At 76.1% G+C, this 22,321-nt stretch carries 19 protein-coding genes; 5 read left to right on the forward strand and 14 right to left on the reverse strand.

Features of this window, described 5'->3' with window-relative positions:
• The first annotated feature begins 37 nt into the window (after positions 1-37).
• From ACZ6Y7_RS23655 to ACZ6Y7_RS23665, 3 genes are all read left to right on the forward strand, one after another.
• Positions 38-661 carry a histidine phosphatase family protein gene (locus ACZ6Y7_RS23655; protein ID WP_465759916.1) on the forward strand — a complete coding sequence of 208 codons (624 nt, stop codon included), beginning with the start codon at positions 38-40 and terminating at the stop codon, positions 659-661.
• Between the two features lie 76 nt (positions 662-737).
• Positions 738-1,358 carry a TetR/AcrR family transcriptional regulator gene (locus tag ACZ6Y7_RS23660; protein WP_465759917.1) on the forward strand — a complete coding sequence of 207 codons (621 nt, stop codon included), beginning with the start codon at positions 738-740 and terminating at the stop codon, positions 1,356-1,358.
• Between the two features lie 106 nt (positions 1,359-1,464).
• Entirely contained in the window at positions 1,465-2,520 is a 1,056-nt protein-coding gene (locus ACZ6Y7_RS23665; protein ID WP_465759918.1) for an SDR family oxidoreductase, read from the forward strand.
• A 53-nt stretch (positions 2,521-2,573) separates the two neighbouring features.
• Here ACZ6Y7_RS23665 and ACZ6Y7_RS23670 read toward each other — a convergent pair whose 3' ends face one another.
• The 4 genes from ACZ6Y7_RS23670 to ACZ6Y7_RS23685 form a co-directional block, all read right to left on the reverse strand.
• The gene (locus ACZ6Y7_RS23670; protein ID WP_465759919.1) at positions 2,574-2,729 is read right to left on the reverse strand and encodes a hypothetical protein; all 156 of its coding nucleotides are present in this window, start codon (positions 2,727-2,729) and stop codon (positions 2,574-2,576) included.
• Positions 2,726-3,088, reverse strand: a complete 363-nt coding sequence (locus ACZ6Y7_RS23675) for a hypothetical protein (protein ID WP_465759920.1) — start codon at positions 3,086-3,088, stop codon at positions 2,726-2,728. The genes ACZ6Y7_RS23670 and ACZ6Y7_RS23675 overlap by 4 nt, the downstream gene beginning before the upstream one ends.
• A gap of 351 nt (positions 3,089-3,439) precedes the next feature.
• The gene (locus ACZ6Y7_RS23680; RefSeq protein WP_465759921.1) at positions 3,440-3,934 is read right to left on the reverse strand and encodes a hypothetical protein; all 495 of its coding nucleotides are present in this window, start codon (positions 3,932-3,934) and stop codon (positions 3,440-3,442) included.
• A 42-nt stretch (positions 3,935-3,976) separates the two neighbouring features.
• The gene (locus tag ACZ6Y7_RS23685) at positions 3,977-4,207 is read right to left on the reverse strand and encodes a hypothetical protein (RefSeq protein WP_465759922.1); all 231 of its coding nucleotides are present in this window, start codon (positions 4,205-4,207) and stop codon (positions 3,977-3,979) included.
• 127 nt (positions 4,208-4,334) lie between these two features.
• On the opposite strand from ACZ6Y7_RS23685, the gene ACZ6Y7_RS23690 reads away from it, so the two are divergent.
• Positions 4,335-4,937, forward strand: a complete 603-nt coding sequence (locus ACZ6Y7_RS23690; protein WP_465759923.1) for a hypothetical protein — start codon at positions 4,335-4,337, stop codon at positions 4,935-4,937.
• Here the strand turns inward: ACZ6Y7_RS23690 and ACZ6Y7_RS23695 are convergent.
• The 10 genes from ACZ6Y7_RS23695 to ACZ6Y7_RS23740 all read right to left on the reverse strand — a co-directional run bounded on the left by ACZ6Y7_RS23695 (position 4,928) and on the right by ACZ6Y7_RS23740 (position 21,448).
• Positions 4,928-7,231: an acyltransferase family protein gene (locus tag ACZ6Y7_RS23695; RefSeq protein WP_465759924.1), complete on the reverse strand. Its 2,304-nt coding sequence runs from the start codon at positions 7,229-7,231 to the stop codon at positions 4,928-4,930. The two genes, ACZ6Y7_RS23690 and ACZ6Y7_RS23695, sit on opposite strands and share 10 nt — an antisense overlap.
• Positions 7,232-7,362: 131 nt before the next feature.
• Positions 7,363-9,099 (reverse strand): glycosyltransferase family 2 protein, encoded by a 1,737-nt coding sequence (locus tag ACZ6Y7_RS23700; protein WP_465759925.1) that lies wholly within the window; start codon positions 9,097-9,099, stop codon positions 7,363-7,365.
• Positions 9,100-9,331: 232 nt separating this feature from the next.
• The gene (locus tag ACZ6Y7_RS23705) at positions 9,332-9,898 is read right to left on the reverse strand and encodes a GNAT family N-acetyltransferase (protein ID WP_465759926.1); all 567 of its coding nucleotides are present in this window, start codon (positions 9,896-9,898) and stop codon (positions 9,332-9,334) included.
• Positions 9,899-10,190: 292 nt separating this feature from the next.
• On the reverse strand, positions 10,191-10,916 hold the full coding sequence (locus ACZ6Y7_RS23710) for a hemerythrin domain-containing protein (RefSeq protein WP_465759927.1): 726 nt from the start codon (positions 10,914-10,916) through the stop codon (positions 10,191-10,193).
• Between the two features lie 394 nt (positions 10,917-11,310).
• A complete protein-coding gene (locus ACZ6Y7_RS23715; RefSeq protein ID WP_465759928.1) occupies positions 11,311-12,330 on the reverse strand; it encodes an AraC-like ligand-binding domain-containing protein in 1,020 nt (339 codons plus the stop codon).
• A gap of 87 nt (positions 12,331-12,417) precedes the next feature.
• Entirely contained in the window at positions 12,418-15,144 is a 2,727-nt protein-coding gene (locus tag ACZ6Y7_RS23720; protein WP_465759929.1) for a helix-turn-helix transcriptional regulator, read from the reverse strand.
• Positions 15,145-15,528: 384 nt separating this feature from the next.
• A complete protein-coding gene (locus ACZ6Y7_RS23725; RefSeq protein ID WP_465759930.1) occupies positions 15,529-18,168 on the reverse strand; it encodes a SpoIIE family protein phosphatase in 2,640 nt (879 codons plus the stop codon).
• A gap of 210 nt (positions 18,169-18,378) precedes the next feature.
• A complete protein-coding gene (locus tag ACZ6Y7_RS23730) occupies positions 18,379-20,214 on the reverse strand; it encodes a M1 family metallopeptidase (protein WP_465759931.1) in 1,836 nt (611 codons plus the stop codon).
• A 119-nt stretch (positions 20,215-20,333) separates the two neighbouring features.
• On the reverse strand, positions 20,334-20,687 hold the full coding sequence (locus ACZ6Y7_RS23735; RefSeq protein WP_465759932.1) for a hypothetical protein: 354 nt from the start codon (positions 20,685-20,687) through the stop codon (positions 20,334-20,336).
• A 131-nt stretch (positions 20,688-20,818) separates the two neighbouring features.
• Entirely contained in the window at positions 20,819-21,448 is a 630-nt protein-coding gene (locus tag ACZ6Y7_RS23740; RefSeq protein ID WP_465759933.1) for a maleylpyruvate isomerase N-terminal domain-containing protein, read from the reverse strand.
• Between the two features lie 222 nt (positions 21,449-21,670).
• On the opposite strand from ACZ6Y7_RS23740, the gene ACZ6Y7_RS23745 reads away from it, so the two are divergent.
• Positions 21,671-22,297, forward strand: a complete 627-nt coding sequence (locus ACZ6Y7_RS23745) for a LysE family transporter (protein ID WP_465759934.1) — start codon at positions 21,671-21,673, stop codon at positions 22,295-22,297.
• The last annotated feature ends 24 nt before the right edge of the window (positions 22,298-22,321 follow it).

The raw sequence follows: 22,321 nt of genomic DNA on the forward strand, positions 1-22,321 counted from the left end.
CCGGCCGTGCCGCCGACCGCCGAGGAGCCCCCGGAGCATGACCGACCTCGCCACCCGCTACCTCTACCTGGCCCGGCACGGGGATGCCGCACCCGACGGCACCGGACTCAGCGGGGCCGGCCGCCGACAGGCCGTCCTGCTGGGCCGGCGGCTGGCCGACCGGCCGATCGCGGCGCTGCACCACGGCCCGCTCCCCCGGGCCGCGCAGACCGCGCGGCTGGTCGCGGATCAGCTGGCCGGCGTGGCACCGGTGGCCTGCGAGGAAGCCGGGGACTTCGTCCCGTACGTCCCGGCGCGGGACGAACTCCCGCCGGACAGCGCGGAGTTCCTGCTGGACTTCCTCGCGCGGACGACCCCGGAGGAGCGCGCGGCCGGTGCGGCCCTGGCGCCGCGGGCGGTCGAGCGCTTCACCGGGCCGGTACCGGGCGGCGAGGACCGGCACGAGCTGGTCGTCACCCACGCCTTCCTGATCGGCTGGCTGCTTAGGCACGCGCTGGACGCCCCGGCCTGGCGCTGGCTCGCCCTCAACGCCGCCAACGCGGGCCTGACGGTGCTGCGGTACGCGCCGGGCCGGCCTCCGGCCGTCCTGCTGGTCAACGACCAGGGCCACCTGCCCGCGGAGCTGCGCTGGACCGGCTACCCGCCCGACCGGCACTGCTGACCCCGCGACCGCCCTGGCCGACCGTCCGCCGGCCCACGATCGACAAAAATATGCAGACCGGTCTACTATCGCCCGCATGGGAGTCAAGGGCGAGGAGACCCGGGCCCGGCTGATCGCCGGCACCAGGGAACTGATCGAGGCACAGGGCTACTTCGGGACCGGCCTCAACCGGATCGTGGCCGCCACCGGCGCCCCGCGCGGCTCGCTCTACTTCCACTTCCCCGGCGGCAAGGACCAGTTGGTGACGGCCGCGCTCACCGAGGCCGGCCAGGAGGTCGAGGCGCTGCTCACCGCACCGCCCGGCGAGGGCGAGGACACCGGCGGCGACACCGCCGCCCTCGCCGAGCGGCTCGTCGAGGCCTTCGCCGAACGCCTGGAGCGGTCCGACTACACCAGCGGCTGCCCGATCGCGACCGTCGCCCTGGAGACCGCGGGCACCAACGAGGCCCTGCGGACCGTCTGCGCCGAGGTGTACGCGAGCTGGCAGCGGGTCCTGAGCACGCGGCTGGAGGCGGAGGGCTTCGGCCCGGCCGAGGCCGACACCGCCGCCGGCCAGGCCCTCGCCCTGCTGGAGGGCGCGGTCCTGCTCGCCTCCGTCCGCCGCAGCCGCGAACCTCTGGACCACGCCCGGCACGCCGTCCGGCACCTGCTCGGCAAGCCGAGCAAGCCCGGCAAGCGCGGCGAGGCCGGCAAGTAGCCGAGCACGCGCGCGCCGCCCCTCGCGCGGCGCGCGCTCTCCCTTGTCCGAAAAATATGCAGACCGGTCTACTGATTACCTGAACCTTCCCCCCTTGGAGCGCAGCATGACGACCGCCCCGCCGCCCCGCACACTCGTCCTCGGTGCCACCGGCTTCCTCGGCCGCTGGCTGGTCCTCGAACTCCTCACCCGCGGCGAGCCGGTGGCCGCCACCGTCCGCGACACGGGCCGCGCCGACGCCCTCCGCCGCTGGCTGCGCGAGCACGAAGCCGACGACACCGCCCTCACCACCGTCACCGGCGACCTCACCCGGCCCGGCCTCGGCCTCTCCCCCGAGGACGACGCCCGGCTCGCCGAGGTGCGCGACGTCCACAACCTCGCCGCCCGCTACGGCTTCGGCCTGACCCGGGCCCAGGCCGAACCGCCCAACGTGCACGGCGCCCTGCACGCGCTGCACTGGTCCGCCACCCGGCCCCAGCTGCGCCGCCTGGTGCACCTCTCCGGCTACCGGGTCGGCCGCGACCCCGACCCGCGGTACCCGCTCGACGAAGCCGCCACCGCCGCGCTCTACACCCGTCTCGGTGCGTATGAGGCCTCCAAGCAGCTCGGCGACGCCGCCGTCCGCGTCACCGCTCCACGGCTGGGCGTGCCGCTCACCACGGTCAACCCGAGCAGCGTCATCGGCCACTCCCGGACCGGTGAGGCCGGCCAGTACGTCGGCCTGGCCGAACTGGTCCGCCTGCTGCACCGCGGCCGGCTGCCGCTGCTGCCCGGCAGCCGGCGCACCTTCCTGCCCGTGGTCACCGTGGACCACCTGGCCCGCTTCCTCGCCGCCGTCCCCGCGCACGACCATGGCCCGCTCCGGGCCCACACCGTCCTGGACCCGGCGACGCCCCGCCTCCCGGACCTGATCGCGCTGCTCGCCGGCCACCTCGGCGTCCGCCCGCCCCTCGGCCTGATCCCCGTCCGCCTGGTCCGCCGGCTCCCCCGCACCCTCACCGGCGCCGACCCGGAGACCCTCACCTTCCTCTCCGAGGACCGCTACGACACCGCCTCCGCCGACCACCTCGCCGCCGCGGCCGGCCTCACCCACCCGCCCCTCACCCCCGCCCTCACCCGCTGGGCCACCCGCCTGGTCGACGAGGACTTCGGCACCCGGTGATGCCGCCACGGGATGTCGGCTTCCCGCCGACGTCCCGTGCGCGGCACCGCCGCTCAGCGGCCCGACGCCCCCGCCCGGGAGGCACGGACGGCGGCGATGACGAGCGCGATCACGATCGACGCCAGGAACAGCGTCCCCGCCGGCCACAGCGGATCGCCCTCGACCAGTGCGGTCAGGAACACGCGCAGACCGGAAAGGATGATCTTCATGCGCGCACCGTAGCGCCCACCCCCTCGAAGCGGAGCACCGAGTCCCCCCATCCCGCTCCCGCCCGCGCTCCGGGCGCAGCAGGGAGGTTCGCGGACGGCCGCCACCCCTCCCGCCCGCAGGCCGGTTCCGTCCGGTGCACGTCCTGGCGGCCGTGCAGGTCGCGGCAGGTGCTCCGGTGGAGGAGGCGCAGCCCTCGGATGGCGGCGAGGTGGACGGTGTGCTCGGGCGAAGGGTCGAACATCCGGCGGCCGGGCGGCACGGGACCGTGGCGCCCGGTGAGGGCGAGGCGGCCTCCGGGGGCCAGGAGCGCGGCGAGGGCGTCCATCGCGGGCGGGCGTTCGGCGGGGGCGGGGTGCATCCCGACGGCGGTGAGCAGGACGAGGTCGTCGCGCTCGCCCTCGGCGGCCGACCGCGGCAGCCCGGGCAGCGCGTCCGGGACCCAGCGGACGCCCGAGCCGGCGTGCAGGCGCTCGCCGGCCGCCCGGAGTCCGGGGGGTCGGCTCGGCGGCGGTCACTCGGTGGCCGAGGGCCGCGAGCGCGGCGGCGTCGCGGCCGGTGCCGGCGCCGCCGTCGAGGACGGTGGCGGGCGGCGCAGGGTAGAGGTGCGGCAGCGCTCGCGGGCCCTCGGCGAAGGTCACGCTCTCGTACTGGACGGCGAGGGGCCCGGCCGCCTCCCGCGAGCGCGACGTGCCGGCGGGGCGGCCGTCGGTCACTCCGCCTCGCGGACGATCACGGCGTCGCCGGCGGCGGCCGCGCCGGCGAAGAAGTCCCGCAGGTCGCGCAGGTCGTTGACGACCAGGGCGGCCACCGCTTCGGACCAGGGCGCGGGGTGGTCGAGGTGCGCCACGGTACGGGCGAGGACGCCGCCCTGCTGGCGGACGAGTTCGCCGAGTGCCGAGCCGCGCAGGAAGGCGGAGGCCGCCGCGACCTGTTCGGGGCGCAGCACCGGCAGCCCGGCGCCCGCTTCGCGCCGACCGCCGCCGTAGACGGGGAGCCGGGCGGCGGGGTCGGGGTGCAGTCCGTTCTCGGTGAGGGCGAGTTCCATCAGCGCGGCGGTGCGCCGGACTCCGAGCGCGAGCCCGGCGGCGGCCAGCCGTTCGTAGCGGACGTCGCGGTCGCGGGGTACGAGTTCGCCGAGTTCCTCCGGCGAGCAGGTGTCCACGGCCTGACCCGGTAGCCGGCGCCAGAAGTGATCCACACTCACCCGCTCAGCCTAACGACCTCTCGGCCGGCGCGGAGCGGCGGATCAGGCCTCGCCGGGGTGCCAGGCGGGCCATTCCCAGGGGCGGTCGGCCCAGTGGACCCGCTGCGGGTCGCGCGGGTCGAGGTCGGGGAAGAGCTGGTGGACGCGCGGCTCGAACTCCTCCGGCGCGAGCGGCTCCCAGCCGTGGCCCTCGAAGTGGACGAGGCGGTAGCGGCTGTCGGTCCGGAACTCGGCCACCTCGACCAGGGGCGTGGACGTGCTGTTGGTCTCCATGACCCCCAGCATGTGGCGCGGCGGCAATCAACGCCCGTCCAGACCCCTCTTCCGGGTCATGTCCCCGCGTCGGCGCGCTCGTTGAGCACGGGACGGTACGAAGGGGGGCCGCTGGAAGGACGAGCAGATGACTGGGCAGCCCACCGGAGGGCAGTGGCAGTGGCCGCAGGACGCGTGGCAGCCCCCTCCGGTCCCCGTGGCGCCGCCGCCTCCGGCGCCCGCTCCCGTGCCGCCGCGGCGCCGCTCGCGCGGGGTGTGGGTGGCCGCGGCGGTCGGGACGGGCGCCCTGCTCGCCTCCGTCCTGGTGACGTGCGGGCCCGGGTCGGGCGACGACCTGCGGGTGACGGCCCTGCCGGGGGCCTCGCCGTCCGCCTCGGACCGGGAGGCTCGGCTGTTGCCGGTGTCACCGCCGCCCGCGACGCCGGCGCCCTCGCCGCTCCCGGCACCCGTCCCGGCCCCCGCCCCGGACCAGGCGAGCACGGCGGCGGCCGCCCCCGGCACCGCGGCCGCCCAGCACGCGTCGGCGAGCCCGCACCCGAAGCCCGGCCACAGCCCCCGCGCCACGGCCCCGGCCCGCGGTGGCGCGGGCGCGCCCGCCCCGGCCGGTCCGGAAGCGGGCGCGCCGGTGCCGGACGCCGGCGCCGGCACCATCTGCGACCAGGCCGAACGCGTCGGCCGCTGGCCGGCCGGCTCGGAGCAGGCCCGCCTCTGCCGCAGCGTCTACGGCTGAACGCTCGGGACGGCCGGGGCCGGCGGTTCAGCCGGACCAGCGGGGCCTGCCGGGCCTGCAGGGACAGCCGGGACAGCCGGAACCCCCAGTAGTCCCTTGTCCAGCCGCGGAGCCAGCACCCGGGCCAGCGTGTCCGTGATGTGCCCGGTGTCCCGGTACAGCACCACACCCTCCAGCACCGCCGGGCAGGAGGGCCCGCTGCCCGGGCAGAGCAGCGCGCCGAGGTCGAGGGTCCGGACGCCGTACCGGGCGGCGAGCCCGCCGTCCAGCAGCGGGTCGGGCTCGAAGGCGGTGTCGCGCGGGAAGAAGCAGGCGTCCGAGCGTCCGTCGGAGGCGGCCAGGCAGGTCGGGATGTCCTTGCCGGGCATCGGGGTGTCGCCGAGGTAGGCGAGCGGGGCGCCGAGCGCGGTGAGGCGGTCGAGGGTGCGGGCCCATCCCCCGGCGCGCTCCTCCTGGGTGCCGTAGCGGTTGAGGCCGGCCATCAGGACGAGGCGCGGCCTGGGGCCGGAGGTGAGGCGGTCGAGGGTGTTCTCGCGCCAGCGGTCGCACTCCTCGAAGGTGCGGCCGAGCACGTTGTTGCGCACGGTCAGGGTGGCCAGCGGGCAGCCGGGCTTGACCAGCACCTCCAGCGCCCAGTGCCGCTGCTCGGCCATGGCGAGGGCGGCGGAGATCCACTGTCCGGCGTGCGAGTCGCCGAGCAGCACGATCCGGTCGGGGCTGTTCTGGTCGCCGAAGAGGCAGCGCGGGCTGCTGTCGGCGTTGAGCGGGATCTCGCAGCCCTTGCCGGGCGGGAAGTCCTCCCGGGCGCGGGCCGGCGAGGGGGTCAGGGTGAGCACCCGGGCGCCGGGGGCGAGCAGGCCCGGTCCGTCGACGGCCCCGGCGGGGGCGGCGGTGGGGCCGGCGGAGGTGCCGCCGAGGGCCCGTACGGTGCCCCCGCCGAGCGTGAGCGCGGCGATCAGCGGGATGACCAGGGCGCTGGCGCCGACGGCGAGCCCGCGCCGGGGGGCCGGGCTGCTGCCGTAGCGCAGCGGCTGCTCGACCAGGCGCAGGGTGAGCCAGGCGGGCAGCGCGGCGGCCAGGGTGAGCGCGGCCAGGGTGGGCCAGGGCAGCGCGCCGTAGCGGGCCTGGGCGATCGTCAGTACCGGCCAGTGCCAGAGGTACCAGGCGTAGGAGAGGCGCCCGGCGGCACGCAGCGGGCGGGTGGCGAGCAGGCGTCCGGCGTCGACGGCGCGCAGCGGGCCGGGGCTGTGTCCGGCGAGCAGGAGGGCGGCCGTGCCGAGGACGGGCAGCAGGGCGGCGGAGCCGGGGAAGGGCGTCGTGCGGTCGTACAGCGCGAGCGGTGCGGCGACGCCCGCGAGGCCGAGCCAGCCGAGCAGCCGCAGCGACCACCGCACCGGGCGCCGTGCGGTCCGTGCGGCGAGCGCGCTCCCGAGCAGGGCCGCGCACGCGCCCGCCGCGAACTCCCAGAGCCGGCTGCCGGTGGAGAAGTAGGCGAGCGGCGCCGAGGTCTGCGTCCAGCGCAGGCACAGCACCAGCGAGGCGCCGCCGAGGCCGATCGTGGCGAGGGCGATGGCGAGGGTGCGGCGCCGGCCGTGCAGATGACGCGCGAGGCCGAGCAGCAGGACGCCCCAGAGCAGGTAGAACTGGTTCTCCACGCCCAGCGACCAGAAGTGCTGCAGCGGGCTGGGGTCGCGTTCGGCCGCCAGGTAGTCCGTCTGTTGCCCGACGAAGCGCCAGTTGGCGAACTGGCCGGCGGCGGCGATCAGGTCACGGGCGAGGTCGGTGCCGCGCAGCGGGTCGAGCAGCGCGCCGCCGGCCGCGGCGGTGGCGACCAGCACGGTGGCGGCGGCGGGCAGGATCCGTCGGGCGCGACGGGCGGCGAAGTCCCACAGGCCGAGCGGGCGGCCGGTCAGCAGGCCGGTGATCAGGAAGCCGGAGATCACGAAGAAGACGTCGACGCCGACGTAACCGCCGGTCAGGCCGGGGACGGCCGCGTGGAAGGCGAGTACGGACAGCACCGCGACGCCGCGCAACCCCTCGATGTCGGGGCGGAAGGCGGCACGTCCGGGGGCTCGCCCGCGCTCGGCGGGGGCGCCGCCCCGCGCAGCGGGCTCCCGCCCGACCCGGACGGGTTCGGGCAGCAGGTCGGCGCGCCCGGAGGCGGTCGAGGACGGCGCGGACGGCGCGGACGGCGCGGAGGAGGCGGACGGCGCGGACGGCCCGGACGAGGCGGACGGGGCGGACGGCGAGGACGGCGAGGACAGAGCGGACGACGGTGGTACGGCCGTGGACACGGCGGCGCTCCTTGACAGGGCTGGCAGCGGTGGTCGGGCCCGCCGGGCCGATGGGGCGGCCGGGCGGGGTCCGCGCCGGTGGGGCGACGCGCGAAGGAACCCCGTTGTTCCCGAGAGAAATCGACGGTGGATCAGAAGAACAGCGGGTCGGCCCAACCGGAGGCCAGCAATCCGCAGAGCAGCAGCACCGCGGTGACGGCGACGGCCTCGGCACGCCCGAACCCGAGGTCGGAGCGGTTCCGTACGGGCGCGGCGACCTCGCCGAGGGTGGCGCCCTTGCCACCGTCGGCGCCGTTCAGCAGCGGCCACAGGGCCCTGATCAGCGGGATCATCGTGTACGCGGTGAGGCCGAGCAGCGCGGCGAGCGCCCAGTACGGCCGCCAGCCGTGCAGCAGGGCGGCCCGGACCAGCCCGGCGGCGCCGGCCAGGACGACGAACCCGAGCCAGCCGACGCCGATCCGGGCGACCGCGCGGGCGAGCGAACCGCCGCCCGACACGGCGCCGGTGGGCACCCAGTCGGCGGAGCGGCGGCGCAGCGCGTGCGCGATGGCGACCACGTGGCAGAGCCCGCCGAGGAGTTGGACTCGGGTGACCTCGAAGCGCCAGCGGGTGCGGGACATCGCGGGCAGCAGCACCAGGGCGACCCAGATCGGCGGCAGGAAGGGCAGCACCTGCCAGGGCTGGATCTCCTCGGGCCGGAAGAACAGCATGATCAGGGCGGGCAGCGGCACGGCGAAGACGTTCACCGCACTGGTGAGGTAGCCGAGGATGCCGTTCCAGAAGCAGAGCCGGGCGGAGCGCGGCAGCGGTCCCTGGCGGAAGTCCGGGTCGCGGACGAGGGCCAGGGAGCCGAGGCACCAGCGGTACTGCTGGCTGATGAAGGCGGGCAGGCCGGTGGGCGACATGCCCTTGGCGACCAGCGCGGGCACGTAGCGGGTGGCCCAGCCGGCGCGGGCGAGGGCGAGGCCGGTGTAGAGGTCCTCGCTGTGGTCGATCTCGGCGAAGCCGCCGATCCGCTGCAGCGCGGCGCGGCGGTAGAGGGCGTTGGTGCCGCAGCAGACGGTGCCGTCCTGCGCGTCGCGGGAGGGCTGGATCCAGCGGTAGAAGATCTCCTGGGTGGCTCCCGCGGCGCGTTCGAGCCAGGACATGTCCGCGTCCGTGTCGAAGCACTGCGGGCTCTGCACGATGCCGACCCCGGGGTGGTCGAGGTAGGGCACCAGGTGGTGCAGGAAGTCGGGGCGGGGGCAGAAGTCGGCGTCCAGGACGGCGATGATCTCGCCGGTGCCCTCGGCCAGGCCGTGGTTGAGGTTGCCGGCCTTCTTGAAGCGGCCCCGGTCGGGGCGGGCGCGGTACCGGAAGCCGTAGGACTCGGCGAGGTCGCGCACCTCGGGGCGGTCGGCGTCGTCGAGGACCAGGACGGTCAGCTCGCCGGGCCAGTGGACGGCCGCGGTGTGGCGGTAGGCGTTGTCGAGGACGGCGAGCGGTTCGCCGGCGGTGGGCAGCAGCAGGTCCACGCTCGGGTGGCGGGCGGGCTGCCAGGCGCGCAGCAGCAGGTCGTGCGAGTCGCGGGTGAAGCGGCGGGCGCGCTGGCCGTCGGTGAGCGAGAGCAGCCAGGTGGCCGCGTTGAGCACGGTGAGCACCAGGAACGGCCAGAGCAGCGGCTTGCTGAGGGCGAACAGGCCGAGCGTGGCGGTGGCTCCCGCGTAGGAGAGGGTGGCGCAGAGCAGCACCCAGCGGCGCTGCGGGCCGAAGTACCAGTAGAGCTCCTCGTCGTCGGGCGGGCTGGGCAGGCGCAGGTCGGGGTCCGCGGGTGTCCGGCGCGGACCGGCGTCGGGTGCGGGCATGGCGGTGCCATGGAGTACGGGCATGCGGAAGTGGCCCCCCTGGGCATCGGACGGTACGTGGCCGTTCGCCCCCAGCCTCTCACATTGGCCTAGACCAATCGTGAACGAGGTATGACATCTCCGCGTCGCCCCAGCTCAGTGACTTGACGCCGCCTCACCTGCCGGAGCGGGTCGAGCGCCACTGAACCGAACGCCGGGCGCGGCCCGTTCGAGCGGGTCGCGCCCGGCGCTCGAGATCGGGCGGGGCGGGGCGGTGTCAGGCGGTCCCGAGCTCCTTGACCAGGTGCGCGAACCGCAGGTCCGGCCGCAGCGGGATGCCGTAGCGCTCGTCGCCGTACGGGAAGGGACTGAACTCGCCGGTGCGCCGGAAGCCGCGCCGCTCGTACCAGGCGATCAGCTCGGCGCGCTGCTCGATCACCGCCATCTCCATCGCGCCGACGCCCCACTCCTCGCCGGCCAGCCGCTCGGCCTCGGCCAGCACCGCGCGGCCGACCCCGCCGCCCTGCAGACCGGGGCGCACCGAGAACATGCCGAAGTACGCCCGCTCGCCACGCCGCTCCAGCTGGCAGCAGGCCAGCAGCTCACCGTCCCGCTCGGCCAGCAGCACCAGCCCCTCGGGGTGGCCGACGGCCTCGGCCACCGCCGTGGCGTCGGTCCGCTGCCCGCCCAGCAGGTCGGCCTCGGTGGTCCACCCGGCCCGGCTGGAGTCGCCGCGGTAGGCGGACTCGACCAGCTCGACCAGGGCCGGGACGTCGGCGGGCGTGGCGGGGCGGAAGACGGGCTCCCCACCAGGCCGGGCGGTGTCGGGTGCGGTCTCGATCATGGCTGGTCCTTTCCTCCGTGCCGGGGCCGCCCGTGCCGGCCGGCCCGCGGGCATCGTGTCACAGCGCACCGGCCACCCCCGGGCCCGGGACCGCCGGCGTCGACCCGTCCCGGGCGCCGTCGCGCCGGCCGCCGTCGCCCCGGCCGCCGAGGGGGCCGCCCGGGCTTCCACCCGGGAGCGGTCGTCGCCCTCCGGATCGCCCCGGCCCCCGCGCTGTCGGCGCGACGGGGGCACGGCCGATCGCCGTCCTGGCCGGAGACCGCGGTGCGCCCCGCGTCCGGCCGTTCCACGGCTACGGCCGGGAGGCCGTGGCGCCGCTTCGGCGGACGCGGGTGGTGGTGCGCTCGTAGAGCCGGGTGCCGACGGTCCGCCACAGCAGGCGCGCGGGGGCGGGCATGTGCCCCAGGAACAGCTGCCGTTCCTGGGCGGTCGCGTCCTCGAGGATCGCGCCCAGGAAGATCAGGAGCTTGGACTTGGGGACGCTGCGACGTCCGCGCTCACCGACCTCGGACCACTCCGCCGCGGTGATGTGCTCCGCCATCAGGGGCAGGAGGTGCTCCTCCTCGTCGTCCATGTGGGCGACGGCGTGCCGGTCGAGTTCACGCAGGGCCTCGGCGAGTTGCCGGGCGGTGTCGCGGTCGGCCCGGCTGCGCCACCGGCGGGACAGGCCGGTGGCCGCACCGAGCGCACCGGCGACGGCCTCGTGCTGCTCGGTCATGCGGGCGACGACGCCGTCGCCGGGGCCGGCGCGCTCGCGCAGTTTCGGCCACAGCAGGTCGTCCTCGCCCTCGTGGTGCTCACCGAGAGCGCCGAGGACCAGGTCGAGGTGGTCGGCGAGCGTGGCGGTGCGCCGCCGGTCGCCCGGGTCGGCGGCTTCGACCAGGTCGGCCAGGAGGGGTATCTCCCGGCGGAAGACGCGGTGCAGGACGACCATCTCCTGCGGGTCCAGGCGGTCGGTGACGGGGGGCAGGCCGGCGGCGGGCATCCGGGTCCACTTCGGTGAGGCGACGGTGATCATTCGGAGGAACCCGCAGCCTAGTGGCCCCGGCCGGGCCGCCGGCCACCGGGGCGCCCGCGTGGGACCGGGCGCCCCGCGCTTCGGCGTCCGGCCCCCGGCCCCCGGCACCCGGCACCCGGCACCCGGCACCCGGCACCCGGTGAGGACGCGGCGCAAGCTCCCAGGACGGAGCCCGGTTGACGGAGCCCGCAGCACGGCGGGCGGCTCGCCCGCGACCGTCCCGGCGGGGCGCGCGGCCGCCTGCGGGCGGCACGCGGGCCCCCGGGGTCCGGACGCCGGGTCCGGCGCCCGCGGCCCGTCGCGACGGGAACCCGGTCACGGCGGGGCGAGCCGGTCCGGGCAGACCCCTCCGCGCCACCCCCGTCCCCCGCCGTGCCCCGCCGTCCGGCCACCGTCATGCCGCCGGGGTACGGCGCTCGCCCCCTGCGGACGCCGGCGACGCCGGGGCGGGGCGGCGTGAGGTCATGGCCTGCCATTCGCGGGGCGACATGCCGTACGTGGTGCGGAAGGAGCGGCTGAAGTGGGAGGGGCTCGCGAAGCCCCAGCGGTGGGCCACGCCCGAGATGGTCGGTGCCGTCCTGGCCGGGCGGGACAGTTCGCGCCGGCAGCGTTCCAGTCGCTGGCGCTGGACCCAGCGGTTGACCGTCGTCCCCTGGGTGTTGAACAGCTTGTGCAGGTAGCGCACCGAGATGTGGTGCGCCTGGGCGATCCGGGCGGGCGAGAGGTCGGGGTCGCCCAGGTGGCGCAGCACGTAGTCCTCGATCCGGGCGAGCATGCTCCGCGTGCCCTCGGCCGGCCGGCGGGCCGGCAGTCCCCGGCGCTCGTGGACCAGTGCCGCCAGGAGGTCGGCGGCGGTCAGGGCGAGCCGGTGTGCGGTGCCCGGGTCGAGGTCCGCCGGCTGTGCCGCGAGCTGCTTCAGGTAGCCGGCGACGAGCCCGGCGGTTCCCGACCCGCCGTCGAAGGCCGTGCCCGTGACGGTGCGCAGCTCGTCGTCCGTCACCCCGAGCGCCGCCTTGGGCAGCCGGAACGCGGTGAAGCGGAAGTGTTCACGGTGTTCCCGCAGGTAGGGGCGGCCCGCGTCGGCGAGGGTGAAGCCGCCCGGGCCCACCAGTGCCTGTCGGCCGTCCTGGGTGAGCCGGGCGGTGCCGTGGTGCTGGAGGGTGACCGTCAGGAACTCGGCGCCGCCCTGGGAGATGCGGCGCCGGCTGCGGGACACGGTCTGCGGGCCGGCCTCGACCTCGGCGATCCGGAGCCGGCCGAGCTGGCGGCTGGTGATCGTCCCGACCGGGGAGACGTCCTGGTGCGCGATCAGGTCGAGCGGGACGAACGTGCCGGACACCAGTGCGCGCCAGTGGCCGGCACGGTCGCGGGGCGACGCCGTGGCGGGGGCGGGTTCGGGCAGGGTGACGGACATGGAGGCTCCGGGAGCTGTGCGGGCGGTTCTTCCCCTCCACTCTCGGACGCGTCGGCGCCTGGGCCATCCGTCACATGACTTGCGTCGTCACCCGCCCGGACCGGCGCCGTCCTCCCGCTCCACCACGTCGCGCAGCTGCCCACGCGACGTCACGCCGAGGACCGGGAAAGCCTGGTAGAGGTGGGTCCCGACGGTCCTGGGCGACAGGAACAGGCGCTGGCCGATCTGCCGGTTCGTCAGGCCCTGCGCGGCGAGTCGGACGATGCGCTGCCGCTGCGGGGTCAGCGAGCGCAGTGCGCTGTCCCGGGCGGCGTCGACGCTGATGCCGGCCGCCCGCAGTTCGGCCTCGGCGCGCTGCGTCCAGTGGACGGCGCCCAGACCGCCGAAGATCTCGCGGGCCTTCGTCAGGGCCGCGCGGGCGTCCGCGATCTGCCGCTGCCGCCGCAGCCACTCGCCGTACTCCAGCCAGACCTGGCCGCGTTCGAACGGCCAGCGCTGTCCGGCCGGGTCCTCCAGCGCTTCGCGGAAGTGCGTACCGGCCGCGTCCGGTTCGGCCAGCAGCGCGGTGGCCCGGAGCAGGATCTGTCGCAGCCGCGCCGACGCTCCCGCGCCGACGGCGGCGGTCACCTCCTCCAGGGCGGCCCTCGCCTGGTCGGCGTGACCGGTGAGGACGGCGGCCGCCGCGTGGTCGGCGACCGCGTAGCAGGACAGGTGGTAGTGCACCGGTGCCCCCGAGCCGCTGAAGAGGGAGCTCGTGTGCCGGTGGGCGGCGTGGTGGTCGCCGAGGGCGGTGGCGGCGAGGGCGGCGGCGCGGCCGGCCCGGACCACCGTGGCGAGTGCTCGGGCCGGCTCGGTGACGGCCAGCGCCGCCGAGGCGTGGCGCAGCGCCGTCTCCGGCTCGCCGGTCACGGCGCACACGGTGGCGAGCGCGGTGAGCGCCCGTACCGAGCCGAGGTTGCGGTGTCCGGCCAGGAAGCGTGCGGCGAGCCGCTCGACGCCGAGGCGTGCGTCGGCCCAGCGGCCGCAGTCGATGTTGGCCCAGGCCAGCTCCACGGCGGTCATCCCCGCGTGGAAGTCGGCCGCGTCCTCCCACTGCGGGTTGACCACCTCCCCGAGCAGGCTGACCGCCGTTTCGGTCTCGTCCATCAGCATGCCGAGGACTCCGAGGGTGTGGGTCTCGGTCGGGAGGAGGCCGGGCTTGGCGGTGAGCGAGGGCAGCTGGGCCCGCACGGTGTTCCCGTGGACGAAGGGGTCGGTGACGCCGATGTCCCACAGGTGGAAAGGCCGGGCGACGGCATCGTCGTCCTGCGCCGCGCGGGCCGCGAGCACCGGCCGGATGCGCTCCCGCTGCGCGGGCATGCCGGAGTGGTACACGATCCCGGTCGCGATCGTGGACACGTCCTCGGTGAGCTGCGGCACGGGCAGCGGCTCCTCGCCGACGACGAGCGCGAACGCCCGCTCCAGGCGCAGCACCAGCATGGCGATCAGGCCGTTCAGGGCGCTGATCCAGCTGGTGGCGGCCGGGTCGGAGGCGAGGTGGGACGCCTCGGCGCCCAGGGTCTCGGCCCGGTCCAGGTCCCCGACCAGGACGGCGGCGTAGGCCGCGGTCGACAGCAGCCTGGCCCGTTCGTCCGCGTCGGGGTGGAGCTGGGCGGCCCGTTCCAGCCCGGCCAGGGCCTCGGCGACGGCGCCGCGGCCGAAGGTGCGCATGGCGGTGGCTTCCAGGGCCGCGGCGACCGCGCTGTCGGGGGCCACCGTCGCCGCCGACAGCTGCCAGGCCTGACGGTCGGGGTCGCCGCCGAGCGCGGACGCCAGGGCCAGGTGCGCCCGCCGCCGCTCGGCGAAGGGCGCGCCGCCGTAGACGGCGGAACGGACCAAGGGGTGGCGGAACTCGACCCGGTCGGCCCGTACGTGCACCAGGCCCGCCTGCTCGGCCGGCAGCCACACCTCCGGGTCCGAGCCCGTCGGCAGTGCCGCCAGGACGACCGACAGGGCCGCGCCCTCCGCCGCGGCCGCGATCAGCAGTGCCTCACGGGTGGCCTGCGGCAGTCCCCCCGCCTGGGCGGCGAAGGTCTCCTCCAGCAGGTCGGTGAGCGGCACGGGCCCCACGGGCGGGAGCCGGCCGTCCCGGGCGGCCTGCCGGGCGAGTTCGATGAGGGCGAGCGGGTTGCCGGCCGCGGCCGCCAGGACCTGGCGCCGGGTCAGGCCGACGGGCGGCTCGGGCTGGGCGCCGAGCAGTTCCTCCGCTTCGGCCGGGGACAGCGGAGCCACCACCAGCTGGGTCACCGTGGGGTCGAGCCAGTCGGGCCGACGGGTGCCGCGCACCGCGACGACCAGCCCGATCGACTCGCCCGTGAGCCGCCGGGCGAGGAAGCCCAGGACCTGGCAGGTGCCGCGGTCGAGCCACTGGGCGTCGTCGACGGCGAGCAGCACCCGGCGCGCGGAGGCGAGCTGCGAGACCAGGGTCAGCACGGCCAGGCTCAGCATCATCGGGTCCGGCGGGGCGGGGTCGTCGCCGAGGCCGAAGGCGCCCAGCAGGGCCGCCCTCTGGCGGGCGGGCAGACCGTCGGCCGCGCCGTCGAGGACCGGCAGCAGGAGCTGGTGGAGGCCGGCGAACGCGAGCTCGCTCTCGGCGACGCTGCCCCGCACCCGCAGGACGAGGGAGCCTTCGCGTTCCGCCTCCTCGACCGCGGTGTCCAGCAGCAGGGTCTTGCCCACCCCCGCCTCCCCGAGCAGGAGAGCTGCGGGCGACACCGATCGGGGGGAGAGCGCTTCGGCGATGACCGCCCGCTCCCGTTGACGACCGATCACCATGAAGATCCTGAGACTCCGTTCCGAACCGGGACCGTCGGCCGTTCGGTGGAACGGACGAGGTACGTGACCGCCGGAGCATATCCGCTGCTCGGCCGGGGTGCGGCACGGGCGGCGGCGCAGGGGAGGACGGGGCGGCGGCGCGCGGGACGACGGGGGCGGCGGCACCGGGACCGCCACCGCACCGGCCGCGTCGGCTCCCGAGGGTGCCGCCGACGGGGCGGGCGGGCAGGTGGCGGCAGGAGCGTCGCCGACACCGTGGACGCCTACCGCACCGGCCTCCGGCGGTCCCCTGCGGCACCACCTGCCGAACCCCGCCGAATCCCGCCGAATCCCGCCGGATCCCGCCGAACCGCACCGACGCCACCCGGATCCACCGAGCGTCCGTCACGGGAGGGTCTGCTCGGACCAGATGACCTTGCCGCCCGCCTCGTAGCGGGTGCCCCAGCGGTGGGCCAGCTGGGCGACCAGGAAGATGCCCCGGCCGCCCTCGTCGGTGGTGGCGGCCCAGCGCAGGTGGGGGGCGGTGCTGCTGCCGTCGGAGACCTCGCAGACCAACTCGGCGCCGTCGCGCAGCAGCCGGACCCGGACGGGCGGCGCCCCGTAGCGGATGGCGTTGGTGATCAGCTCGCTGAGGATCAGCTCGGCGCCGAAGGCGACCTCCTCCAGCCCCCAGTCGTCGAGCTGCTCGACGCAGGCCGAGCGGACCCGTGAGACCGCCGCCGGGTCGATCGGGACGTCCCACTCGGCCACCTGGTCCGGTGCGAGCCGGGCGGTGCCGGCGACCAGCAGGGCGACGTCGTCCGCCGGGTGGGGCGCCAGCACCGCCCGGGTGACGGCTTCGCAGAGCTCGTCCGGGGAGCGGTCGGCGCCGCCGGTCAGGGCGGATCGCAGCCGCTCCAGGCCGTGGTCGAGGTCGTGGTCGCGGTCCTCGAGCAGGCCGTCCGTGAAGAGCACCAGCCGGGAGCCCTCCGCGATGGGCAGTTCGGCGGTCTCGAAGGGGTGGCCGCCCACGCCGAGCGGCGGGGAGGCCGGGACCTCCGGGTACTCCACCGTGCCGTCGGGGCCGACCAGGGCGGGCCCGAGGTGTCCGGCCCGGGCGAGGGTGCAGATCCCGGAGGTCGGATCGTAGACCGCGTAGAGGCAGGTCGAGCCGGTGATCGCGGTGGCGCCGGCCTCCTCGTCCAGCTGGGAGACCAGCTCGTCGAGCCGGCCCAGCACCTCGTCCGGCGGGAGGTCGAGGGCCGAGAAGTTGCGGATCGCGGTGCGCAGCCGGCCCATGGCCACCGCCGCGGCGATGCCGTGGCCGACCACGTCGCCGACCACCAGGGCGGTCCGCAGACCGGGCAGGGCGATCACGTCGAACCAGTCGCCGCCGACGCCGGCGTGGGCCGGCAGGTAGCGGTAGGCCAGGTCGAGGGCGGTGCGCGGGGGCAGGTGGCGCGGCAGCAGGCTGTGCTGCAGGGCCACCGCCGTGCCGTGCTCGCGGGTGTAGCGGCGGGCGTTGTCGATGGAGACGGCGGCCCGGGCCGCCAGCTCTTCGGCGAGCAGCAGGTCGTCGGGTCCGAAGGGCGGACTGTCGGCGGTGCGGCGGAACTCCACCAGACCCAGGGCGACGGCGCGCACCAGCAGCGGCGCGGCGATCACCGAGGGCTCGCCGGCGGAGTCCAGGACGGCGCGGCCGCCCTCCAGGCAGCGCGCCTGTGCGCTGCCCTCCGCCAGGGTGACGCTGCCGCCCGCCGGTTCGCCGTCGGGCCCGCCGCGCAGGGCGGCGCGCCGCAGCTCCGGTTCGGCGCCGTCCGGTTCCTCGCCGCGGGTGACGGCCTCCAGGAGGTCGACGGCGACGGTGTCGGCGAAGCGTCCGACGGCCACGTCGGCGAGTTCCTCCGAGGTGCGGGTCATGTCCAGGGTCCGGCCGATCCGCATGCCCGCCTCGTACAGCAGCCGCTGCCGCTGCCCGGCGGCGGCCACCCGGTCGGTGAGCTGGTGCAGTTCGGTGGAGTCCCGCAGCGTCACCACGCTGCCGGGCTGTCCGCCGTACGGGGCCGTCGGGCGCTTGTTGACCGCCAGCGACCGGTCGCCGGCCTGGTGGACGCCGTCCGTGACCTCGTCGGCCGAGGCGAGCAGCGCGACGGTCTCCGGGTCGAGCCCCAGCTCGGCGACGGGCTTGTGCTCGGCGTCGGGCGGGAGGTCGAGCAGTCGGCGCGCCTCGTCGTTGGCCAGCAGCAGGCGGCCGTCCGCGCTGATGATCAGGACCCCTTCGCGCACGGCGTGCAGCACGGCGTCGTGGTGCTCGTACATCCGGGCCAGCTCGGTGGGGCCCAGCCCGCGGGTCTGGCGCAGCAGCCGGCGCGAGGCGAGCACGGTGGCGACCGCGGACAGCGCGACGGCGGCCGCGGCACCGCCGAGCAGCACCGGCAGGTTGGCACCGACCACCGAGTTGACCCTGCCGACGGTGAAGTTGACCGCGACCACGGCCTTCGGCCTGCCGTCCGGGCCGAAGACCGGCACGGCGGTGGCGATCGAGCGGTAGTCGGGCTGGTCGAGGTCGAAGGTGACGGTCTGCCCGGCGAGCAGCTTGGGCAGGACGTCCCGCGCGACCGAGGGCGGCGGCGAGTAGGGCTTGCCGACGTAGTCCGGGTACGGAGAGGTCAGTTGGACGAAGGAGGTGTTGAAGACGACGATCGAGTCCACACCGGTCGCCCGGCGCACCGCCTCGGCCTGCGGCTGCAGGACGGCCGAGGGGTCGGGGCCGTCGATCGCCTGGACCAGGCCGGGTGCGTGGGCGAAGGACTCGGCGACCCCGCGGGTCACCTGCCGGGCGTTGCCGACGGTGCTGGAGCGGGCCTGGAGCACCATCGCGATGACGGCGGTCGCCACCAGGAGCAGCACGATCACCAGCTCCACCGCCAGCACCCGGCCGGCCAGGCTGCGCGTGGTCAGCAGCGAGCGCAGCCGACCGGCCTCCGGTGGCCCCGGCGCTCCGGGATCGAGGGGCGACGAGGACGGCCGCCTGCGTCTGAGCACACCCCATCTTTAACGTCCGCGCCCACGCGCGCGCAAGCAGCGCGCAGGTGGCGCGCACCGCGGATCCCGAGGTCAGGCCGGGCGCCGCGGGGGCCGCGGCGGGCCGCACCGTCCTCTCATACCCGGACGGCGTCCCGCCGGCCGGGCGTCGAGCGGCGCCGCCCCCGGCCGGAGACCGGGGGCGGCGGGTGAACGAGGTCCGCTCCCCTCTCAGCCCTCGATCCGGTGCTGGGCCCAGAAGGAGGTCAGGTCCACCGTCGTGGCGGCCTGGGCCGCCGCCTTGAACTCCGCGGTGGTGGAGACGCCGTACCAGTGCGCCTGCGCGTAGCCGCGCAGCAGGGTGGTCATCGCGCTGTCGCCGATGGTCCGGCGCAGGTCGTGCAGGGCGCACTTGCCGTAGCCGTAGACGACCGTGGAGTAGCGGGAGGAGTTGGCGTCCCAGTAGGCCATGGAGTCGGTGATCTTCTCCGCCGAGGAGGCCCAGGAGACGCTGTTCCAGCAGCCGTTGCCGGTCTTGCCGAGGGCGAGGTCGGTGGCGTAGTCGGTGAAGGCCTCGTCCAGCCAGGGGGCGTTGTACTCGTCGTCGCCGACGATGCCGTACCACCACTGGTGGCCGATCTCGTGGGTGAGCGCGGTGGTGCTGACCAGGTCGAGCACGAAGCCCGGGTACTCCATGCCGCCGAACCAGAAGTTGTTGTCGATCACCGCGTCCAGTTCGCCGTACGGGTAGGCGCCGAAGCGCTGGGCGTGCGCGTCGACGGCCGACGTCGCGGTGGAGAGCATCGACTTCGCGTCCGTGCTGCTGATCCCCGCCACCGCGTAGACGTTGACCTTCACCCCGGCCGCGGAGGTGCCGGAGATCCTGGTGAACGGCCCGGCGCCCCAGGCGAAGTCGCGCACCTTGCTGGCGGTCGCCCTGGTGACGGTCCGGCCGGCCGCGCCGGGGGTGTCCACCGAGGTGCCGGTCGCGGGCACCAGCAGTCCGCTCGGGTGGTCCAGGGTGACGGTGAAGTCCGCGGCCACCGAGTAGAAGGACTCGCCGTTGTTGGTGTACGGGTCGAGGTGCCAGCCGGCCCCGTCGCGGACCGCCAGGACGGGCAGGGCGTTGCCGAGGAAGTTGTACGCGCCGTCGTGGCCGAAGCGGTCGGCGCCGCTGGGGACGGTGATGGCGAGGTCGAAGCCGACCGTGCCGCTCTGCCCCTGGGCGAGCGGCGCCGGCAGGGTGACCTTGAGCGCGGTGCAGTTCACCGTGAGCGGGGAGGGCGTGCCGCCGGTCACGTTGGTCACCGTGATCGGGGTGCTGGGGCAGCTGCCGTGCCAGTTGTCCCAGAGCCGGAGGTAGACCTCGTTCAGCGGGCTCGGCGAGGCGTTGCTGAAGGTCACGCTCTCGTGCCCGGTCCAACTGCCGCCGGAGGCGTCGCTGGTGAGGTCGACGGTGTACCCGGGCGCGGCCGGGGTGCGGGTCGGGTCGCCGGGCTGGGGCGGGGTGGTGCCGCCGGAGACGTCCAGGGTGATGTCGTCCAGCACGAAGCTGGTCTGCAGGCTGGAGTCCTCCACGCCGGTGAAGGAGAGCGTCCCGCTCTGGCCGGCGAGGGCGGAGACGTCGAGCGTCTTGTGCACGTACCCCGCCTGGGCGTCCAGGTTGGAGTAGGTGGCCAGGGTGGTGGAGCCCAACCTGACGGTCAGCTTGTCGTACTGAGTACTGGTGGTCGTCTCCGCGGTGTCGACGTGCAGCCAGAACCCGAGCGTCGCGGTGCCGCACCCGGCGGGGAGGGTGAGGGACTGGGAGAGCGCGTCGGTGTGCGTCGAGCCGTAGCCGTCGAGCCAGGCGTAGGAGCTGCCGGAGTGCGCGCTCTGGCCGCTGTCGGCGGTGATCGCACCGCTCGGCGCCGTCCAGGGCGAACTGCCGGACTCGAAGCCGCCGTTGGAGACGACCTGGGTGGGTGTGCAGTCCGCGGCGCTCGCCACATTGGGGGTGGCGAGCGCCGCGAGGCCGGCCGCCGCGAACAGGGCGGCACCGGTCAGGGCGTGCAGGAGTCTTCTCATCGGAACCTCTCGTGGGGAGCGGGCCGGAAGCAGCAGCGTGACAGCAAACCCGCACCCTTGAAAAGGTCATGACACCAAAGCGGCACCCCGACGGGCCCGAGCCGACACCCGTCCGGGCCTCAGCGCGGGTCGACCAGCTCCGGGGCGAAGACCGTGCCGAGCGGCTCCGGACCGATGTACTGCTGGCAGTTGCACGGCCGCGCCTCGTACTGCAGCGGGCGGCGGTCGGCGTCCCAGGCCGTCGGGGCCTCGACCTCCTCGTGGCACCGGCCCTGCTTGTCGTGCTTGGCCAGGTGGTGTGTGCAGCCGCAGATCGGCTCGGGCGGGCGGTTCGCCGCCTCCAGCGCCGCGTGCTGCCGCTCGGTGGCGGCGAGCAGCTCCATCTTCCGCTCGTGCCGCACCTTCAGCGCCTGCCGGGCGTCCTTGACGATCCATCCGCTGCCGTACAGGACGGCCGGCAGAACCCACCACATGCTGAGCAGATGATCCACTGAACGAACTCCCCCGATCGGACCGACACCGGTCCCCACACCGACCGCTGATCATACTGCTGACCAGCACGTACCGACCCCGCCGGGTCAGGCCGCGGCGGCCGGCGGCCGGCTCAGCGGATGACCGGGAGCACCGCCGCCGTGCCGCGCCCGGTCGCCGCCTCGATGAAGGCCACCGGGTCGGCGACCTCCGCCAACAGGGCGCTGGTCGCCCGCAGCGCCCCGTCGGCGGGCGGCGGGCCGCCCACCGCCGCGACCAGGTCCAGCAGGTGGACCGTCGCCTCCATCAGCGCCACCTCGCCCAGCGCGCCGACCGTCACGCTGCCGAGCAACGGGTGCGCCACCACCGTCCCCGGCGGCAGGTCGTCCATCGCCGCCAGGCCCGCGGGGCCCTCGACCCCGAACCGGGCGATCAGCACCGCCGGGCCGGCCTCCTCGGCGGTCCGCCTCGCCGTCTCGGCGATCTCCCCGGCGGCCGTGTGCGCCAGGCCCCCGGGCCGGTTGTAGGCGCGCAGGACCGCGGCGCCCGTGGCCAGTTCGGCCGGCCCGTCCAGGACGGCCGCGCGCAGCCCCGCGAACATCTCCGGCACCGGCGCCACGTGCGCGTACAGGTCCCGGACGGTCCACCCGGGCAGCCGCGTCGGCCGCCGCCAGTCCGCGGCCTCCAGCGCCGCGCCGCGCTCCGCCCAGGAGCCCCAGGCCTCGGCCAACAGGACTCGCACCCGGTCGTCCTGACTGCGCATCGGTCCTCCTCGGGACGGTCACCGGCGGGACGGTCACCGGCGGGTCGGGCCCACGCTACCCGGCGCCGGAGCCGAAAACCCCTTGCCGCCACCGCCCGCGGACCGCCAGGATCGCCCCATGACCGACGCCCCCGCCCGCCCGCTGCCCGTGACCGTCGCCGCCCGACCGGCCGCGGTCCAGCAGCAGCCCGGCCGCCCCCGGAGGCCCGACGCCGCACGCGCGTGAGGGCCGCGCTGGTCGCGGGGCTGCTCGCCGGGTACGGCGTCGCCGTCCCGGTGGGGGCCGTCGGGGCCTACGTCGTCGCGCTCACCGCGCGGACCTCGCTGCGCACCGGCGTCTGCGCCGCCCTCGGCGTGGCCGCCGCGGACGGACTGTACGCGCTGGTCGCGGCGATCGGCGGCGGCGGGCTCGCGCCCCTGCTCGAACCGGTCGCCGGACCGCTGCGGATCGGCTCCGCCCTGGTCCTGCTCGCCCTGGCAGCCCGCACCGCGCACACCGCGCTGCGCCGCCGGGCCGGAGCCGCCGCGGCGGCCGAGGAGGCCCCTCCCACCCCCGGCCGGGCCTTCCTCACCCTGTTCGGGATCACCCTGCTGAACCCGCTCACCGTGCTCTACTTCGCCGCCCTCGTGCTCGGCGGCGGCGGCCGGGACGCCGCGACCTCCGGCACCCTCGCCCGGGCGGTGTTCGCCGCCGCCGCGTTCGCCGCCTCCGCCGGCTGGCAGCTGCTGCTCGCCTCGGGCGGGGCCCTGCTGGGCCGGGCCCTGACCGGCCCGCCCGGGCGACTACTCACCGCACTCGGCTCCTCGGCCCTGGTCGCCTGGCTCGCGGTCCGGCAGTTGGTCGCCTGACCGTTGCCGGTCTCCTGACCAGCG

Source organism: Kitasatospora sp. NPDC053308, assembly GCF_055585785.1.